The 17,801-nt window shown below is 69.7% G+C and carries 16 protein-coding genes; 14 read left to right on the top strand and 2 right to left on the bottom strand.

The window, feature by feature from the left end:
- The first annotated feature begins 147 nt into the window (after nt 1-147).
- Both OG579_RS03550 and OG579_RS03545 read left to right on the top strand, forming a co-directional pair.
- The gene (locus OG579_RS03550; protein WP_328858123.1) at nt 148-1,194 is read left to right on the top strand and encodes a 2,3-butanediol dehydrogenase; all 1,047 of its coding nucleotides are present in this window, start codon (nt 148-150) and stop codon (nt 1,192-1,194) included.
- Nucleotides 1,195-1,240: 46 nt separating this feature from the next.
- Nucleotides 1,241-2,530, top strand: coding sequence for a helix-turn-helix domain-containing protein (locus OG579_RS03545; protein WP_328858122.1), 1,290 nt, complete (start codon nt 1,241-1,243; stop codon nt 2,528-2,530).
- Here the strand turns inward: OG579_RS03545 and OG579_RS03540 are convergent.
- Together OG579_RS03540 and OG579_RS03535 are read right to left on the bottom strand one after the other, a co-directional pair.
- A complete protein-coding gene (locus OG579_RS03540) occupies nt 2,483-2,953 on the bottom strand; it encodes a hypothetical protein (protein WP_328858121.1) in 471 nt (156 codons plus the stop codon). The two genes, OG579_RS03545 and OG579_RS03540, sit on opposite strands and share 48 nt — an antisense overlap.
- Nucleotides 2,950-4,092 (bottom strand): molybdopterin-dependent oxidoreductase, encoded by a 1,143-nt coding sequence (locus OG579_RS03535; RefSeq protein WP_328859142.1) that lies wholly within the window; start codon nt 4,090-4,092, stop codon nt 2,950-2,952. The genes OG579_RS03540 and OG579_RS03535 overlap by 4 nt, the downstream gene beginning before the upstream one ends.
- Nucleotides 4,093-4,265: 173 nt before the next feature.
- Here OG579_RS03535 and OG579_RS03530 point away from each other — a divergent pair, with 173 nt between their 5' ends.
- The 12 genes from OG579_RS03530 (at nt 4,266) to OG579_RS03475 (ending at nt 17,791) form a co-directional block, all read left to right on the top strand.
- Complete coding sequence (locus OG579_RS03530; RefSeq protein ID WP_328858120.1) at nt 4,266-6,317, top strand: HAD-IIA family hydrolase; 2,052 nt, start codon at nt 4,266-4,268, stop codon at nt 6,315-6,317.
- The gene (locus tag OG579_RS03525; protein WP_328858119.1) at nt 6,314-6,577 is read left to right on the top strand and encodes a hypothetical protein; all 264 of its coding nucleotides are present in this window, start codon (nt 6,314-6,316) and stop codon (nt 6,575-6,577) included. Before OG579_RS03530 ends, OG579_RS03525 begins: the two co-directional genes overlap by 4 nt.
- Nucleotides 6,578-6,583: 6 nt before the next feature.
- The gene (locus tag OG579_RS03520) at nt 6,584-7,447 is read left to right on the top strand and encodes a TlyA family RNA methyltransferase (RefSeq protein ID WP_055787970.1); all 864 of its coding nucleotides are present in this window, start codon (nt 6,584-6,586) and stop codon (nt 7,445-7,447) included.
- 83 nt (nt 7,448-7,530) lie between these two features.
- A complete protein-coding gene (locus OG579_RS03515) occupies nt 7,531-8,427 on the top strand; it encodes an NAD kinase (protein ID WP_238981250.1) in 897 nt (298 codons plus the stop codon).
- 1 nt (nt 8,428) lies between these two features.
- A complete protein-coding gene (gene recN, locus OG579_RS03510) occupies nt 8,429-10,198 on the top strand; it encodes a DNA repair protein RecN (protein WP_328858117.1) in 1,770 nt (589 codons plus the stop codon).
- Nucleotides 10,199-10,305: 107 nt separating this feature from the next.
- Complete coding sequence (gene steA / locus OG579_RS03505) at nt 10,306-11,493, top strand: putative cytokinetic ring protein SteA (protein WP_045822994.1); 1,188 nt, start codon at nt 10,306-10,308, stop codon at nt 11,491-11,493.
- A gap of 3 nt (nt 11,494-11,496) precedes the next feature.
- On the top strand, nt 11,497-12,405 hold the full coding sequence (locus OG579_RS03500) for a copper transporter (RefSeq protein WP_328858116.1): 909 nt from the start codon (nt 11,497-11,499) through the stop codon (nt 12,403-12,405).
- 126 nt (nt 12,406-12,531) lie between these two features.
- A complete protein-coding gene (locus tag OG579_RS03495; RefSeq protein WP_082080145.1) occupies nt 12,532-14,280 on the top strand; it encodes a CTP synthase in 1,749 nt (582 codons plus the stop codon).
- Nucleotides 14,277-14,930, top strand: coding sequence for an NUDIX hydrolase (locus OG579_RS03490; protein ID WP_328858115.1), 654 nt, complete (start codon nt 14,277-14,279; stop codon nt 14,928-14,930). The genes OG579_RS03495 and OG579_RS03490 overlap by 4 nt, the downstream gene beginning before the upstream one ends.
- A gap of 10 nt (nt 14,931-14,940) precedes the next feature.
- Complete coding sequence (gene xerD / locus OG579_RS03485; protein WP_328858114.1) at nt 14,941-15,882, top strand: site-specific tyrosine recombinase XerD; 942 nt, start codon at nt 14,941-14,943, stop codon at nt 15,880-15,882.
- A 158-nt stretch (nt 15,883-16,040) separates the two neighbouring features.
- Nucleotides 16,041-16,934, top strand: a complete 894-nt coding sequence (locus OG579_RS03480) for a ParA family protein (RefSeq protein ID WP_235456600.1) — start codon at nt 16,041-16,043, stop codon at nt 16,932-16,934.
- Nucleotides 16,934-17,791: a segregation and condensation protein A gene (locus OG579_RS03475; RefSeq protein ID WP_328858113.1), complete on the top strand. Its 858-nt coding sequence runs from the start codon at nt 16,934-16,936 to the stop codon at nt 17,789-17,791. The genes OG579_RS03480 and OG579_RS03475 overlap by 1 nt, the downstream gene beginning before the upstream one ends.
- Nucleotides 17,792-17,801: the final 10 nt, after the last annotated feature.

Raw genomic sequence — 17,801 nt, 5'->3', positions numbered from 1 at the left:
TCCGCGCTGTGATCCACAACACACGCAGTGGGTGTCCCGGCGCCAGGGTTGCAGCGCGTTGCAACCCTGGCGGCCGACGTGGCCCGTCACATAGACAGGTCTGCATCGGTGGGCGACGATGCCGCGCCGGGACGAAAGCAGCCAGACATGCGAGCAGCCATCTACCACGGACCGAACAAGGTCGCGATCGACGACGTACCGGTACCCGATCCCGGACCGGGGCAGGTCAGCATCGCCGTCGCGTACAACGGCATCTGCGGCACCGACCTGCACGAGTACTACGCCGGCCCGATCTTCATCCCGACATCACCGCATCCCCTGACCGGCGCCGAGCTGCCCCTGATCCTCGGCCACGAGTTCGCGGGCACGATCTCCGCGGTCGGCAAGGGCGTCACCGGGTACGCCGAGGGCGACCGTGTCGCGATCGAACCGCTGTACCGATGCGGCCACTGCGGACCGTGTTCGGCCGGCACCTACAACGTCTGCGCACAGATCGGCTTCCACGGGCTGATGTCCGACGGCGGCATGGCCGAGTACACCGTGGTCCCGACCGACATGCTGCACCGACTGCCGGACTCGGTCTCGTTCGAACTCGGAGCACTCGTCGAACCGATGGCCGTGGCCCACCACGCCGCGACACTCGGCGACGTGGGCGACGGGGACACGGCGATGATCTACGGCGCCGGCCCCATCGGCATCGGGTTGTGGTTCGCACTGCGTGGCAAAGGCCTCGAGGACATCCGCGTGGTCGAGCCATCGGCGACACGACGCGCCGCCATCGAGGCGCTCGGGGCGACAACGCTCGACCCCACCGCGGTCGACGTCCCCGCCCTCGTCGCCGACGCCACCGATGGCCGCGGTGTCGACGCCGTCTACGACGCGGCCGGGGTCGCACCCGCGATCGAATCGGCACTGGCGTGCGTCGGCGCCCGCAAGCCCATGGTCAGCGTCGCGATCTACGAGAAACCACTGACGACACCGTTGATCGATCTCGTGATGAAGGAGGCGCGCATCCAAGGATCCCTCTGCTACACCGGCGCCGACTTCGAGGCCGTGATCGCCCTGATGGCGTCGGGTGGCTACGACACCACCGGGTGGGTCAGTTCCATCTCCATCGAGGACGTCGTCGATCAGGGCTTCGAGGCGTTGCACTCGGGGACCAAGATGAAGGTCCTCGTCGACCCGACGCGGTGAGCGTGTCGTTGCCCGCCGGTGTGACGGGGGGCACACTGGTGCCATCATGACCCGCTCCGAGACCCCCGAGCCCGCGCTCTACGCGGGCGACGACCCACGCCGCTACGCAGAACTCCTCACCGAGGTCTACGACGCGACGATGTCGGGGGACAAGGCACCGGCCCGGCCCCGTGAGGTCATCGACGACTCGTGGAATCGACTCCTGGCGCAGGGCGCCGATCCCGATCGGATGAACCGGACGAGCCCGTCTGTGACGGTGGGTGACCTCGAACTCCGTCGACAGGAGTCGGGCCTGGCCGACGTGGTCGACGATCTCGCCCGGGGCCTCGAATCGGTGATCACCGACGGCGACAACATCCTCGTCATCGCCGATCGCGGCGGCCGGGTCCTGTGGCGGAGCGGCTCGAACCGCGTTCTCACCAACGCCGATCGGCTCGGTTTCGTCGAGGGCGCCGACTGGGCCGAGGACGCGGTCGGGACGAATGCCATCGGGACCGCCCTGGCGTCGGGGCGAGCGCTGCAGGTGTTCTCCGCCGAGCACTTCGTCCGCAGTCACCACACGTGGACGTGCGCCGGTGCACCGATCCGCGACGCCCGCACGAACGAGGTCATCGGGGTCGTCGACGTGAGCGGGCCCGCGGCGACGATCCACCCGACCACCGTCGCGCTGGTCGACGCGGTCGCCCGTCTGGCGGAGTCGCATCTGCGGGAACTGCACCGCCGCACCCTCGATCGGCTGCGATCGGTCGCGGCCCCGATGCTGGCGCGTCTCGCCGGTCGGGCTCTGGCGGTCGACGCCCACGGATGGGTGGCCGCCGTGGAATCGGTGGCCGACCGGAACCGGATCCTGCTGCCCGACGACCTGCGACCGGGACGTGTGTGGCTCCCGTCGCTGGGGTCGTGTGACATGGAGCCCCTTCCCGGCGGATGGCTCGTCCGCGTGGGAGCAGACGCCGGCGCCGCCTCCGACGTCCCGACGACGGTGGTGGTCGATCTGCGCGACGGCAGCGCACCGTCGGTGCGCGTCGACACCGCGCTCGGCGGGTGGACGAACGCCCCCACTCCACGTCACGCCGAGATCCTGTATCTCCTCGCACGACACCGGGCCGGCCGCACCGCGGCACAGATGGCACATGACCTGTTCGGTGACGAGTCACGCGTGATCACCGTCCGCGCCGAGATGTCGCGCCTGCGTAGACAACTGGCCGGCGTCGTCGTCGGCAACCCGTATCGCTTCCTCGACGACGCCGACGTGCGGTTGATGCTCCCGCTCGACACCGCGCGGTTGCTACCGCACTCGGTCGCGCCCGCGGTCTGTCGGGCCCGGGTCGCCTGACGCCGGATGGCTGCGCAGTGAGCGGTGGTTGCGGACCGCGACCGCCGCCGCCAGCACCCAGATGACTGCGACGACGATCCCCAGGCCCAGGCCGTAGGGGCGATCGAGGATGGTCGCGTTGTCAGGTGTCTTGTCGGCCGGGCGCGGGGCGAGAACCGGCAGCGACAGCAACACCAGGATCAGCGTGGCCGCGCCGGCGACCAGCACCGGCGCCCACACCGTCGAGGGCAGCAGGCGCCGACCGGCGTGGCTGAACATCGTGTAGATCGGCGCGAGGATCGCGTCGTGCGCGATGAGGCCCGCAGCGAGCCAGATGAGCAGCGAGATCTGGTCGGCAGTCTGTACGTCCCACAGCAGCGACACCCCGTACGCGGCCATCCCGAGGCCGGCGACGGCGAGTACCAGCCGGATCGCGGTGGTCACAGGACCTCGATCCGCGACAGCCACTTCGTCTGCAACACGCCGGGCCGGTTCGGTGCGATGAGTCGGCACGGATACCCGTGGTCGAGACTGAGGACCTCGCCGTTGAGTTCGAGGGCGATGAGGGTGTCGTCGTCGTCGACGAAGTTCGCGGGCAGCATGGTGACCCCGTAGAGGCCGCGGTCGAACGACACGACGCGGGCGTCACGTCCCCGTCGGTCGTCGACCGTCGTGAGCAGATCCCGCAGGCGCACACCGCGCCACGTGCCCGACGCGCTCCACCCCTCCACGCACGCGATCGGGAGATCGCGCGTCGTCTGCGGCAACGACCGCAGCGCCTCGAGCGACATGGAGGTCTCGCGGCCGTCGACGGTGAGGACGAGGCGATAGTCGGCACCGCGGACGCGGTCGGTGATCCCCGCGGCCTGCGCGGTGCGATTGATCGGCACGCCCTGCGGACCCTCACCCGATCGTGGCGCGAGGAAGGCGGCCCAGCGCAGGAACGGCACGGACTGTCCGGCGTAGGCCAAGGCCGTCAGACCGGCGATCGCCCAGGTACCGCGCAGGACGGTGCGGCGGGTGAGGACACCGCGGTGGGAGGGAGCGGCCTCGGCTGCCTCGTCGGTCGAGGTGTCGGCGTCGAGGGGTTCGCCGAGGGCGCTCCGGATGATCGGCAGCTTCACCGCGATGTGGACGGCCAGCGCGCCGATGGCGACCCACGCCATCGCGTAGTGGGTGGTGGTGAAGAAGAACTTCCACGGATACCACTGCGCGGTGTTCATCAGCCCGGTGAACAACTGGAAGATGCCCGCCGCCACCAGCACGGCGATCGACAACCGTTCGAGCAAGCGCACCGGCGAGCCGATGCGTGGCCGCGCGAACAGCTTCGGGTACACCACACCGAGCTTCACCAGCAGCAGCGGTATCGCCACGACACCGCTGATCACGTGCAGTCCCTGCGTGACGCGGTAGAGCCACGGCGGGTTCGCCGGCCAGTAGAACCAGCCCGGCGGGTGCTGGATCCAATGGCTGATCAGACCGGTGACAAAGCAGACCGTGAACGCGATCCCGAGCAGGAGGCCCACGCGGGCGGTCAGCCCGCTCCCGCGGACGGGCTTGTCGGTCCGGTCGTCGAGTCCCACCGCGGCGAGGGCATCGTCGATGTGGTCGTCGAGGGGGCGACCTCGGAACGTCGGCGTCGGGAACTTCACGGTGCGGGGTACGCGGCGGAGGGTTCCCTGTGCCGAATGGGATGCATACAAGGAGACGATATGCTTACGCCACAAACTTCACAGCGTGGATCCGAAGGACAACAATGACCGATCGTGAACAGCGGGGCTCTCGAGCCACCGACCATCGTCGCCGCGACGACGGCCCACGCCGTGGCACCGGATCCGCGAACCGGCCACCCGAGCCGTCGATCCCGGACGACGTGGTGCCGCAGGACCTCGACGGAGAGGTCCGTCGTGACCTCCTGACCCTCGATCGCACCAACGCCGACGCCGTCGCGCGCCACCTGGTGATGACCTCACGCCTGCTGGACGAGGATCCGGCCCTGGCTCTCGAGCACGCGCGTGCCGCCCGGCGGCGAGCGGGTCGCATCGCGGTGGTCCGTGAGACCGCCGGCATCGCGGCCTACAACGCCAACGAGTGGACCGAGGCGCTCTCGGAGCTCCGCGCCGCGCGGCGTATGTCCGGCGGGACCACGCTGCTGCCGCTGATGGCCGATTGTGAACGGGGACTGGGTCGTCCCGACCGCGCCATCGACATCGCCCGTAGCGACGAGGGCCGTGCGTTGACCGGGGACGAGGCGACCGAGATGAAGATCGTCGAGTCCGGCGCGCGAATCGACCTCGGCGACTTCGACAAGGCCGTGGTGACCCTGCAGGCCGCGGGCCTCGACCCGTCGCAGACCGGCACCGGACCGGCGCGACTGTTCTACGCCTACGCCACCGCGCTGCACGCCGCGGGACGCACCGATGACGCCGTCACCTGGTTCATGAACGCGGCGGCCGCCGACGTCGACGACGTCACCGACGCCGAGCTGCGCCTCATGGAGCTCACCGACCCCGAGGGGTTCGCCGAGCACTTCGGCGATGAGGACGACGACGAGGGGGAACGCCTCCAGACGCAGCCCGCCGAGATCCCCCAGCCCGTTGCTCCCGAGCCCGTTGCCCCCGAGCCTGTGGCCCCCGCGCCCGTCGACTCCGAGCCTGTCGCCCCCGCGCCCGAGCCCGTTGTCGCAGAACTCGTGGTCACCGAACCCGTGATCACCGAGCCCGAACCCACCGCGGCGGCCACGCCGACACCGAACGAGGAGACCGACGTGACCGGCGAATCCGCAGGCGACACCCTGGCCGGCGGGTACGACGCGATCCTCTGCGATCTCGACGGGACGCTCTTCGCCGGGGGCGAGGCGATCGACGGTGCGCAGGAGGCATTGGCGCAGGTGACCGCGCCCGCGTACTTCGTGACCAACAACGCCAGTCGACGTGCCCCCGAGGTCGCCGACCACCTGACGTCGTTGGGCTTCACCGCACAGGCCGATCAGGTCGTCACCAGCGCGCAGAGCGCCGCGGCACTTCTGGCCGAACACCTCGAGCCCGGATCGCGGGCCCTGGTCGTCGGCACCGACGGCCTCGCCCAGGAGATCCGGGAGGTGGGCATCGGCGTGACGCGCAGCGCCGCCGACCGGCCGCAGGCCGTGGTCCAGGGACACTCGCCCGACACCGGCTGGGCGCAGCTGTCGGAGGCCGTGCTCGCCATCGCCGACGGCGCCCTGTGGATCGCCTGCAACATCGACCCGACCCTGCCGTCGGAGCGGGGCTTCATGATCGGCAACGGCTCGATGGTGGCCGCGGTCGCCCACGCGACCGGCGCGACCCCGCTCGTCGCCGGTAAACCGGCCGAGCCGTTGATGCGCGACGCCATCGCCCGCAGCGGGTCGCAGCACCCGCTGGTCGTCGGTGACCGTCTCGACACCGACATCGCCGGTGCGGTAGCCGTCGGTGCCGACAGCCTCCTCGTCCTGACCGGTGTCGCGTCCCTCGCCGACGCCGTGTGCGCCGCCCCCGACCAGCGTCCCACCCACATCGGTGCCGACCTGCGGGCGTTGACGCGTCCGGCCGGGTCGAGCGCCGTCGGCCCCGTCGACGGATGGACGGTCTCGGTCGACGACACGGTCATCCGCATCGCCGGTACCGACGGCGACCCCGACGCCCTGCCGGCCGCGGTGCTGCACGCGGCGTATGCGTCACCTCGGCTCCCGGAGTCGGCACGCGAGGTGACGTTCGTCGTCGACGACGACACCACGGCCGCTGCCCTGAAGCGATACGGCGTCGACTCCGATAGCGTCTCGAAGCGATGAGCCATCCGTCGCCCGCACAGATGCCCGGCCGCTTCGGCGCCACCGCGGCGTCCGCCGAGACGTCTCGGGTCGACCCCGACGCCGTCGTGCGCGGGGTCGCCGACCTCCTCGACCGTGTCGACGAGGTCCGTCGCGCGGCGGCCGACCACGATGCGCACGACGGTCCGGTCGATCTGACACCTCTGTCCGCTCAGGCCGAACTCCTCGAACAGGCCCATGACGTGCTCACCACGGCCCTCGAGCAGCTCGACCGTGTGTGACCGCTGATGGCGCCGCGGGCACGCCTCGACGCCGAACTGGTGCGGCGGGGACTGGCCCGTTCGCGCGAGGAGGCGCGTGACCTGATCGTCGCGGGCCACGTCGCGGTCAACGGTGTCGCGGCGGGTAAACCGGCCACGAACGTCGGCCGTGACACGCCGATCGTGGTGTCGGAGAACGACACCGAGAAGTGGGCGTCGCGCGGGGCACACAAGTTGATCGGTGCGCTCGACGCGTTCGCGCCCGACGGTCTGTCCGTCGAGGGTCGTCGTGCCCTCGACGCCGGCGCGTCGACCGGCGGGTTCACCGACGTCCTGTTGCGCCGGGGTGCGCGGGAGGTGGTCGCCGCCGACGTCGGGTACGGCCAGCTCGTGTGGCGCCTGCAGACCGACGACCGGGTCGATGTCCGGGACCGGGTCAACGTCCGTCATCTCGACGCCGAGGCGATCGGGGGACCGGTCGACCTCGTGGTCGCCGATCTGTCGTTCATCTCGCTGCGCCTGGTGTTACCGGCGTTCGCGGCGTGCGTCGCACCGGGCGGCGATGTGGTGCCGATGGTGAAGCCGCAGTTCGAGGTGGGTCGCGAGCGGGTGGGATCCGGTGGTGTGGTGCGGGATCCGGGCCTGCGCCGCGACGCGGTGTGTGGGGTCGCGGCCCGCGCGCTCGCGCTGGGCCTGCGTACGGTGGGCGCGGTGGCCAGCCCGCTGCCGGGACCGTCGGGAAATGTTGAATACTTCTTGTGGTTGCGGCGGGATGGAACCATCGACCCGGTCCCCGACGTCGATAGGGAAGACGTCGATTCAGCGCACGGTGAGATCGACGACGACACATTTGCCGCCATCACGACGGCGATCGAGGAAGGACCCCGGTGACACAGGTGGGGGCGCGAAGCGTGGGGACCGATCGCGAGTTCCTCGTCGTCGCGCACACGGGCCGCGCGATCGTCACCGAGACGATGGCGGCGATCGCCCGACACTGCGCCGACGCCGGTGTCGGGATGCGCGTCGTCGAGCATGACATCGCGGGCTCGTTCCGCGGCAAGGCATCCGATCCGCGCGCGGTGCACCCGGTCGATCCGGCCGAGCTGCGGAGCTTCGGCGCCGATGTCGAGGTGACCCGCGGCGACGAGGAATCGGCGGCGGGCTGCGAGATCGTCATCGTCCTCGGCGGTGACGGAACCTTCCTGCGCGCCGCCGAACTGGCCTATCCGTCGTCGGTTCCGGTGCTGGGGATCAACCTGGGCCGCATCGGCTTCCTCGCCGAGGCCGAGGCCAATCGCGTCGACGCCGTGATGGATCAGCTCATCCGCGGTGACTACCGGGTCGAGCAGCGGATGACGCTCGACGTGTCGGTCATCGTCGACGGCGACGACGTCATCGCCCGCACATGGGCGCTCAACGAGGCCAGCATCCAGAACCCCGGCAACCAGGGTGTCCTCGAGGTGGTCACCGAGGTCGACGGTCGCCCCGTCGCCTCCTATGGCGCCGACGGGATCCTCGTCTCCACGCCCACCGGCTCCACCGCGTACGCGTTCTCCGCGGGCGGGCCGGTCATGTGGCCTGATCTCGAGGCCATCCTCGTGGTCCCCAGCAATGCCCACGCACTGTTCACACGTCCTCTGGTCACCAGCCCGAACTCGGTGATCGCCATCGAGGTGGAACGGTCACGGCAGCATGCCATCGTGTCGTGCGACGGCCGACGCACCATCGACGTCCCCCCGGGTGCGCGCATCGAGGTGGTGCGCGGTGCGCGGCCGTTGCAGTGGGTGCGGATCGACTCCGATCCGTTCGCCGACCGACTGGTCACCAAATTCGATCTTCCCGTCACCGGCTGGCGGGGCAGGCAGGTGTGACGTGCTCGAAGAACTAGCGATCAGCGGACTCGGTGTCATCGCCGACGCCGCAGCGGAATTCCACGACGGCTTCACCGTCCTCACCGGCGAGACCGGCGCGGGCAAGACGATGGTCGTCACCAGCCTGCACCTGCTGTCCGGTGTGCGCGGCGACGGCGACCGGGTGCGCACCGGCACCGACCGGGCCACGGTGGAGGGCCGGTTCCGCGTCGATCCGTCGCTCACCGGGGTCGACGAGATCCTCGAGTCGGCCGGTGCCGAACGCGACGAGGACGACACCGTGATCGCAGCGCGGTCGGTGAGCGCCGACGGTCGCTCGCGGGCGCATCTGGGCGGACGGTCGGTCCCCGTCGGGACCCTCGGTGCGTTCACCACCAGCCTGCTGACCATCCACGGCCAGAACGACCAGCTGCGGCTGCTCAAACCCGACCACCAGCGCGACGCCCTCGACCGCTTCGGCGGCAAGCCGGTCGCGAAGGCGCTGACCGCGTATCGCGCGACGCGGCAGACATGGATCGACGCCGTCGATCAGCTCGAGATGCGTCGGCGTAACTCCCGCGAGCTGGCCCAGGAGGCCGACCGGTTGCGGTACGCGCTCGACGAGATCGACGCCGTCGAGCCGACACCCGGTGAAGACCTCGAGCTGGCCGCACTGGTGACCCGGCTCGGTGATCTCGAGGAGGTCCGCTCGGTCGCCGCCGGTGCACACGCCGCGATCGCCGGTCAGGCCGATCTCGCCGGCGATGCCGTCGACGCCGACGCGGCCGCCGCGATCGACTTGCTCGGTCAGGTCCGCACTCTGCTGGGATCCACGTCCGAACCCACCCTGCGCGATCTGCTCCCGCGGGTGGAGGAGGCGTTGTCGGTGGTCGGCGACATCGGCGAGGAACTCGCCGGATTCCTCCACGGGCTCCCCGCCGACGCCTCGGAACTGGAGAAGGTGCTCGTCCGGCAGTCCGAACTGAAGAACCTGATCCGCAAGTACGCGCCCGACATCGACGGCGTCCTGGCGTGGCGCGACTCGGCGCGCAGCCGGCTCGCCGAGATCGACGACTCGTCGGTGTCGATCGAGGCGTTGGAGACCGCGGCGCAGGAGGCGACGACCGCGTTGGTCGGTGTCGCGGCGACGTTGACCGCCGCACGGACCAAGGCGGCGGGCTCGCTGGGGACGAAGGTGAGCCGCGAACTCGGCGGGTTGGCCATGAAGGACGCGACGCTCGAGGTCACTGTGTCCCCCGACGAGTCGGGGGAGAGCGACCCGCGCAGCCTCGTTGTCGACGGGACGCGACTGCACGCCGGGTCCGGGGGAGTCGACCGCGTCGAGTTCACCCTCGCCGCGCACTCCGGTGCGGTGCCGCTCGCCATCGCGAAATCGGCATCGGGTGGCGAGCTCTCACGCGTCATGCTCGCCCTCGAGGTGGTGCTCGCGGGGCCCGACGGTGGGTCGACAATGGTGTTCGACGAGGTCGACGCCGGTGTCGGCGGCCGCGCCGCGGTGGAGATCGGCAAACGACTGGCCGCCCTGGCGCGCAGCCACCAGGTCATCGTCGTCACCCACCTGCCGCAGGTGGCGGCGTTCGCCGACAACCACCTGCTCATCGGCAAGACGACGGGCAAGAGTGCGGTGACCAGCTCGGTCGAGACCCTCGATCATTCGGGTCGTGTCGCGGAACTGGCGCGCATGCTCGCCGGTCTGGGCGATTCGCACACCGGCCGCGCGCATGCCGAGGAGCTGCTCGCCACCGCCGACCGGGAGAAGGCGCTCGCCTGATCCATGGGCGGTGACCCCACCGGCGCCTGTTACTGATGTGACAAAAGTGGCGAATGTTACGGCGCGCCTCCGTGCCCGTGTTCACCCTCGGGCCGATCATGGGCGTCATGAAGATGCCAGCCCTGCTCTCCCGCACCGATGACACCCTGCCCGGATTCAGCGGGATCGCCAGGGTCGACAAGAACACCTCGCGCCTGCTCGAGCGCGTCGGACACGGCGACATCGTCGTCCTCGACGAACTCGACCTCGACCGCGTGATCGCCGACCGTCTCGTCGAGGCCGACGTGACCGCCGTCGTCAACGCCTCCCCGTCGATCTCGGGTCGCTACCCCAACCTCGGCCCCGAGGTGCTCGTGGCATCGGGGATCACGCTCATCGACGACGTGGGCCCGGAGGTGTTCCGCCGCATCAAGGACGGATCCAAGATCCGCATCGACGAGGGCAACGTCTACGTCGGCGGCAACCGCCTGGCGCGCGGCACCGAACTCGACGAGCGCGCGGTCGCCAAGCTGATGATCGAGGCCAAGTCGGGCCTCGTCGACCACCTGGAGGCGTTCTCCGGCAACACGATCGAGTTCATCCGCAGCGAGTCGCCGCTGCTCATCGACGGTGTCGGTGTGCCCGACGTCGAGGTCGACCTCAAGAACCGACACGTCGTGGTGGTCGCCGACGGTGCCGAGCACGAGCTCGACCTCAAGAAGCTCAAGCCCTTCATCAAGGAGTACGCGCCGGTCCTCATCGGCGTCGACGGTGGCGCCGACACGCTGATGCGTGCCGGGTACCGACCCGACCTCATCGTCGGTGACCCCGAGGCCATGCGGGCTGCGACGCTCAAATGCGGTGCGCAGGTGGTTCTCCCGGCCGACCCCGACGGCCACGCCGTCGGCCTCGAGCGGATCCAGGATCTCGGTGTCGGGGCGATGACGTTCCCGGCTGCGGGTTCGGCAGCCGACCTCGCGCTGCTGCTCGCCGACTTCCACGGCGCGGCGCTCATCGTCACCGTCGGCACGTCGGCGTCGCTCGACGACTTCTTCGACCGGAGCCGTCGTGAGTCGAACCCGTCGACGTTCCTCACCCGCCTCAAGGTCGGACCGAAGCTGGTCGATGCGAAAGCCGTTGCGACGCTGTACCGCAGCCGTGTCTCCGGTGCCGCGATCGCACTGCTCGTCCTCGCCGCGCTGGCCGCGATCATCGTCGCACTCGTCATGAGCAACACCGGCGGCGAGATCGCCGACTGGATCGTGGCCGAATGGGACCGTGGCTACGCCTGGGCCAGGGACGCCTGGAACCGATAGCTCGTGATCTCGCTGCGCCAGCATGCGATCTCGCTCGTCGCCGTCTTCCTCGCGCTCGCCGTCGGCGTGGTGCTCGGATCGGGCTTCGTCGCCGATCGCATCGACTCCGGGAACGATTCGTCGTCCTCCCTCCGATCCGACAACGACACCCTGAGTGCTCAGGTCAACGCGGCCGACTCGTTCAATGACGCGATCTCGCCGCGACTGCTGCGCGGTCTCCTCACGAACCGGTCGGTGCTCGTGGTAACCGCACCCGGTGCGGCCGAGGCCGACATCGCGGCGGTGAAGACCTCCCTCAATCAGTCCGGGGCGACGTTCGCCGGCCAGATCGGGCTCACCGACGAACTGGTGGGTGACGCCTCGGCGCAGAAGTTGACCAGCATCATCGATCAGGCCATCCCGTCGGGCGCGTCGTTGCGCACCGAGCTCACCGATTCCGGCGGGCGGGTCGGGGACCTGCTGGGTCTGCTGCTGCAGCGCAAGGTCGACGCCTCCGGTGGCCCGTCGGACACCGACATCTCCGCCGGACTGCAGGCGCTGCGCCAGGGCGGGTTCATCACCTACGTCGACAACGCCGTCACCCCGGCGCAGCTCGCGGTGGTCGTCACCGGTGGATCGCTCGGCGACAACGCCGGTGCACGAGGTCAGCTCATCGCCCGTTTCGCGGCCTCGTTCGGAGCACGCGGATCCGGGACCGTGATGGCCGGACGCAGCGGATCGGCCGACGGATCGTCGCCGATCGGGGTGCTGCGCGCCGACGCGTCACTGTCCCGGGTGGTCGCCTCGGTCGACAACGTCGACCAGTCCACCGGGCGCATCGTGACCGCTCTCGCACTCGCCGATGCCCAGCGTGGACGTCCGGGCGCGTACGGCTCGGGTCCCGGCGCGTCGGCGATCGCCCCGGCCACCTGAGGCCGATCCCGGGTGTCATGACACCCCCGGGGTCTCGCCGGCGGTACGTCCGGCGCCGGAGGTGTTACGGTAAAGCCCCGTAGGCGAGCAGGTTTTCCGACCTGCTCCGGCCAATCGGGAGAAGCGTTGCGACCACTGCGTCATGCACCATCAGGCACCAAGCACATCTTCGTCACCGGAGGTGTCGCATCCTCGCTGGGCAAAGGTCTGACCGCCTCCAGCCTCGGACAACTTCTCACCTCACGCGGGCTCCGCGTGACCATGCAGAAGCTCGATCCGTACCTCAATGTCGACCCCGGGACGATGAACCCGTTCCAGCACGGTGAGGTCTTCGTCACCGAGGACGGCGCCGAGACCGACCTCGACGTCGGCCACTACGAACGCTTCCTCGACCGGAACCTGTCGCAGAGCGCGAATGTGACCACCGGACAGGTGTATTCGACCGTCATCGCCAAGGAACGCCGCGGCGAGTACCTCGGCGACACCGTGCAGGTGATCCCGCACATCACCGACGAGATCAAGAACCGCATCCTCGCGATGCGCCTTCCCGACGCCGACGGCAACGAGCCCGACCTGGTGATCACCGAGATCGGCGGCACCGTCGGCGACATCGAATCGCAGCCCTTCATCGAGGCGGCGCGGCAGATCCGCCACGACGTCGGGCGCGACAACGTCTTCTTCCTGCACGTGTCGCTGGTGCCGTACCTCGCGCCGTCGGGGGAGTTGAAGACCAAGCCGACGCAGCACTCGGTGGCCGCGCTGCGCAACATCGGTATCCAGCCCGACGCGCTGATCCTGCGCTGCGACCGCGAGGTCCCCGAGCCGCTCAAGAACAAGATCGCGCTGATGTGCGACGTCGACATCGAAGGCGTCATCTCCACCCCCGACGCGCCGTCGATCTACGACATCCCCAAGGTGCTGCACCGCGAACAGCTCGACGCCTACGTGGTGCGCAAGCTGGGGCTGCCGTTCCGCGACGTCGACTGGACCATCTGGGGCGAACTGCTCAAACGGGTGCACGAACCGCGGGAGTCGGTCACCGTCGCGCTCGTCGGCAAGTACGTCGACCTGCCCGACGCGTACCTCTCGGTCACCGAGGCCATCCGCGCCGGCGGGTTCGCCGCGCGGGCCAAGGTCGAGATCCGCTGGGTGCAGTCCGACGAGTGCGCCACCGACGCCGGTGCGCAGCAACATCTCGGTGATGTCGACGCGATCCTCATCCCCGGCGGCTTCGGCATCCGCGGCATCGAGGGCAAGGTCGGCGCGGTTCGCTTCGCCCGCCGTCGCGGCATCCCGCTGCTCGGATTGTGCCTGGGCCTGCAGTGCATCGTGATCGAGGCCGCCCGCGAGGCCGGCCTCACCGACGCGAGTTCCGCGGAGTTCGACCCCGACACCACCCACCCGGTGATCTCGACGATGGCCGACCAGGAACAGGCCGTCGCGGGTGAGGCTGATCTCGGCGGCACCATGCGTCTCGGTGCGTATCCGGCTGTGCTCGAACGCGGTTCGGTCGTCGCGAACGCCTACGGCACCACCGAGGTGTCCGAACGGCATCGCCACCGCTACGAGGTGAACAACACCTACCGCGACCAGATCGCCACCACCGGCCTCCGGTTCTCGGGCACCTCACCCGACGGTCACCTCGTCGAATTCGTCGAGTACCCGCGGGAGATCCACCCCTTCCTCGTCGCCACCCAGGCGCACCCGGAGCTCAAGAGCCGACCGACGCGTCCGCACCCGCTGTTCGCGGCGTTCGTCGTGGCGGCGCTGAAATACAAGGCCGCCGAACGGCTCCCGGTGAACGTGCACGGCGAGGACGAGGAGACCGCACGCGATCCCGAACCCGAGTCCGGTGCCGCCGAGGTGAGCGCGTGACCCCTGCGTCGTCTCCGGGCGGCGAGCCGTTCGACTTCACCGTCATCGGTTCGGAGACCGTCTACGACGGCGCGATCCTCGCGCTACGGGTCGACGAACTCACGATGCCGGGCGATCGGACCGCCCGACGCGAGGTCGTCGAACACCACGGCGCGGTCGCCATCGTCGCGTGCAACGACGACGGCGCCATCGCCACGGTCACCCAATATCGGCACCCGGTGCAGCGCCGACTCCGCGAGCTTCCCGCCGGGTTGATGGACTCCGGCGGCGGCGAATCACCGGTCGAGGCCGCACGGCGTGAACTGATGGAAGAGGTGGGCGTCGAGGCCGACCGCTGGCACACACTCGTCGACGTCGCCTCCTCACCGGGTTTCACCGACGAGGCGCTGCGGGTGTTCGTGGCGGAGGGACTGCGCACCGTCGACCGCCCCGACGCCCACGACGAAGAAGCCGACATGGACATCGACTGGATCCCGCTCGACGACGCCGTGGCCATGGTGTTCGCCGGTGAGATCGTCAACGTCACCAGCGTGTGCGGCATCCTCGCACTGGCCCACGTCCGCGCCACCGGCGCCGACCTCCGCGACCCCGACTCGCCGTGGGTCGATCAACCCACGGCACTCGATCGTCGCCACGCCGCGCGGAAATGACCGTGGGCCAATGGAACTCGACGACACGACGCTGGGCGACCAGATCCGGCGGTACCTCGATCACCTCGCCGTCGAACGCGGTGCCGCGCCGAACACGCTGAGTTCCTACGGCCGCGACCTCCTGCGGTATCAGCGGTACCTCGTGTCACGACAGATCGGCGACCTCGGCGACGTCGCCGAGGAGGACGTGCGCGAATTCCTCGTGGCGCTGCGCCGCGGCGACCCCGACCGCGACGAGAAGCCACTCGCCGACAGTTCGGTCGCACGCACCCTCGTGGCCACACGAGGTCTGCACAAGTTCGCCGTCGCCGAATCGATGGCGGCCACCGACGTCGCGCACGCCGTGCGTCCCCCGAAAGCGGCCCGACGGCTGCCGAAATCGCTACCGGTCGACGAGGTGATCGCCATCCTCGAGGCCGCAGGCGGCTCGGGCCCCTCGGAGACACCGCGCACGCTGCGGGATCGGGCGCTGATGGAACTGCTCTACAGCTGCGGTGCCCGCATCTCCGAGGCGGTGTCGCTCGACATCGAGGACGTCACCTCCGAGACCGGTGCGGTGTTGCTGCGCGGCAAGGGCGGTAAGGAACGCCTCGTCCCCGTGGGCGGACCGGCGCTCGAGGCCCTCGACGCCTACCTGGTGCGGGGTCGGCCGGCGCTCGTCTCGAAGTTCAATCCGGCACTGTTCCTCAACTCCCGCGGCGGTCGGCTCTCGCGGCAGAGCGCGTGGCAGGTGCTCGCCGACTCCGCGCAGCGCGCCGGTCTCGACAAGGCGGTGTCGCCGCACACGCTGCGCCACAGCTTCGCCACCCATCTGCTCGACGGCGGCGCCGATGTCCGTGTGGTGCAGGAACTGCTGGGACACGCCTCGGTGACGACCACGCAGGTGTACACGCTGGTCACCGTGTCGGCGATGCGTGAGGTCTACGCCACCGCACACCCGCGGGCACGGTGACGGCGATGCGTCGCCGCCTCGACGGCGTGACGCACTAGGCTGATCTGCGATCGACGACCCACTTTCGTGACAGGAGCATCGACAACGTGACCACGCCCCAGCCACCGGCCCAGGGTGCCCCGTCGCGCGATGCTCCGCTCGAGCAGTACAGCTTCACCATCGACACCCCGTCGCGCGGACCGGCGCAGGCCGACGTCTCGGCCGAACCCGAGGGCGTCGGCCCCACCGGTCGGGCCACCCGCGAGGTCCCCGAACCCCAGCCCCTGGACCGACATGGCCCGGCGATCGTCATCGCGGTGTGCAACCAGAAGGGCGGCGTCGGCAAGACCACGTCGACGATCAACCTCGGTGCCGCGCTCGCCGAATACGGTCGCCGCGTGCTGCTCGTGGATCTCGACCCGCAGGGCGCCCTGTCGGCGGGGCTCGGTGTCCCGCACCACGATCTCGACCTCACCGTGCACAACCTGCTGGTACCGCCGCAGGTGTCGGTCGACGACGTGCTGATGCGGACCCGTGTCGACGGACTCGACCTGCTGCCCAGCAACATCGACCTCTCGGCTGCGGAGATCCAGCTCGTCAACGAGGTGGGCCGCGAACACACGTTGGGTCGGGCGCTGCACCCGATCCTCGACCGCTACGACTACGTGCTCATCGACTGCCAGCCGTCGCTCGGCCTGCTGACCGTGAACGCGCTGGCCTGCGCCGACACCGTGCTGATCCCGATGGAGTGCGAGTACTTCAGCCTCCGCGGGCTCGCGCTGCTCACCGACACCATCGACAAGGTGCGCGACCGGCTGAACCCACGGCTGAGCCTCGGCGGCATCCTCATGACCATGTTCGACGCACGCACCCTGCACTCGCGGGAGGTGATGGCGCGCGTGGTCGAGGTGTTCGGCGAGCGCGTGTACGACACCGTCATCAGCCGTACCGTGCGGTTCCCCGAGACCAGTGTCGCCGGTGAGCCGATCACGTCGTGGGCACCGAAGTCCGGGGGAGCGAAGGCGTACCGGGCGCTCGCACGAGAGGTGCTGCACCGCACCGGCCGATCGTGATGGCCGACGACCCGGCGAACGCTGCGGGCACCGTCGACACGACAGACGCGGTGACCGAGCCCGATCCGTCGGTGTTCAACGTGTCGCTGACCAATTTCTCCGGGCCGTTCGATCTGTTGCTCGACCTGATCAGCCAGCGCCGACTCGACGTGACCGAGGTCGCGCTGCACGCGGTGACCGACGATTTCATCGCCTACACCAAGAAGATCGGGTCGATCGTCGACCTCGATCAGACCACGCAGTTCCTGGTGGTCGCGGCGACACTGCTCGATCTGAAGGCCGCGCGACTCCTCCCACGGGGTGAGGTGGAGGATCCCGACGACCTCGCGTTGCTCGAGGCCCGCGACCTCCTGTTCGCCCGGTTGCTGCAGTACCGCGCCTACAAGCAGGTCGCCGCCCTGTTCGCCGAGCTGGAAGCGGCCGCGCTGCAGCGTTATCCGCGCGCGGTGTCGTTGGAGGCGCGGTACGAGAAGCTGCTGCCGGAGGTGACCCTCGGTGTCGACGCACGTCAGTTCGCCGAGGTCGCGGCGACGGCGATGGCGCCCAAGCCGGTGCCTCGTGTCGGGCTGTCGCACCTGCACGACGTGGACGCGGTGTCGGTGCCCGAGCAGGTGGTGCGGGTGACCGAGATCCTGCGGGTCGCCGGCGCCAAGCAGTGGGTGAACTTTTCGACGCTGGTCTCCGAGTGCGCGAACGGTCTCGAGGTGGTCGCCCGGTTCCTCGCGCTGCTGGAACTGTTCCGCCAACGGGCCATCGAGTTCGAACAGAGTGAGGCGTTGGGCACACTGCACGTGTCGTGGACCGGTGAACGCGACACCGAGGAGATCACCGTGACGAGCGCGGACGACTACGGATGAGAGACGGACG

Source organism: Williamsia herbipolensis (genome assembly GCF_036153515.1).
In the GTDB taxonomy this organism is placed as follows: Bacteria; Actinomycetota; Actinomycetes; order Mycobacteriales; family Mycobacteriaceae; genus Williamsia_A; species Williamsia_A herbipolensis.
The sequence above is the reverse complement of the archived record's forward strand: the minus strand, read 5'-3'. Positions and strand labels throughout refer to the sequence as shown.

Coding starts and splice junctions, on each gene's coding strand:
- OG579_RS03475 (WP_328858113.1), top strand. CDS start 16,934: ATGGCCGACGACCCGGCGAACGCTGCGGGCACCGTCGACACGACAGAC.
- OG579_RS03530 (WP_328858120.1), top strand. CDS start 4,266: ATGACCGATCGTGAACAGCGGGGCTCTCGAGCCACCGACCATCGTCGC.
- OG579_RS03525 (WP_328858119.1), top strand. CDS start 6,314: ATGAGCCATCCGTCGCCCGCACAGATGCCCGGCCGCTTCGGCGCCACC.
- OG579_RS03545 (WP_328858122.1), top strand. CDS start 1,241: ATGACCCGCTCCGAGACCCCCGAGCCCGCGCTCTACGCGGGCGACGAC.
- OG579_RS03550 (WP_328858123.1), top strand. CDS start 148: ATGCGAGCAGCCATCTACCACGGACCGAACAAGGTCGCGATCGACGAC.
- steA (WP_045822994.1), top strand. CDS start 10,306: ATGAAGATGCCAGCCCTGCTCTCCCGCACCGATGACACCCTGCCCGGA.
- OG579_RS03520 (WP_055787970.1), top strand. CDS start 6,584: ATGGCGCCGCGGGCACGCCTCGACGCCGAACTGGTGCGGCGGGGACTG.
- OG579_RS03515 (WP_238981250.1), top strand. CDS start 7,531: ATGGCGGCGATCGCCCGACACTGCGCCGACGCCGGTGTCGGGATGCGC.
- xerD (WP_328858114.1), top strand. CDS start 14,941: ATGGAACTCGACGACACGACGCTGGGCGACCAGATCCGGCGGTACCTC.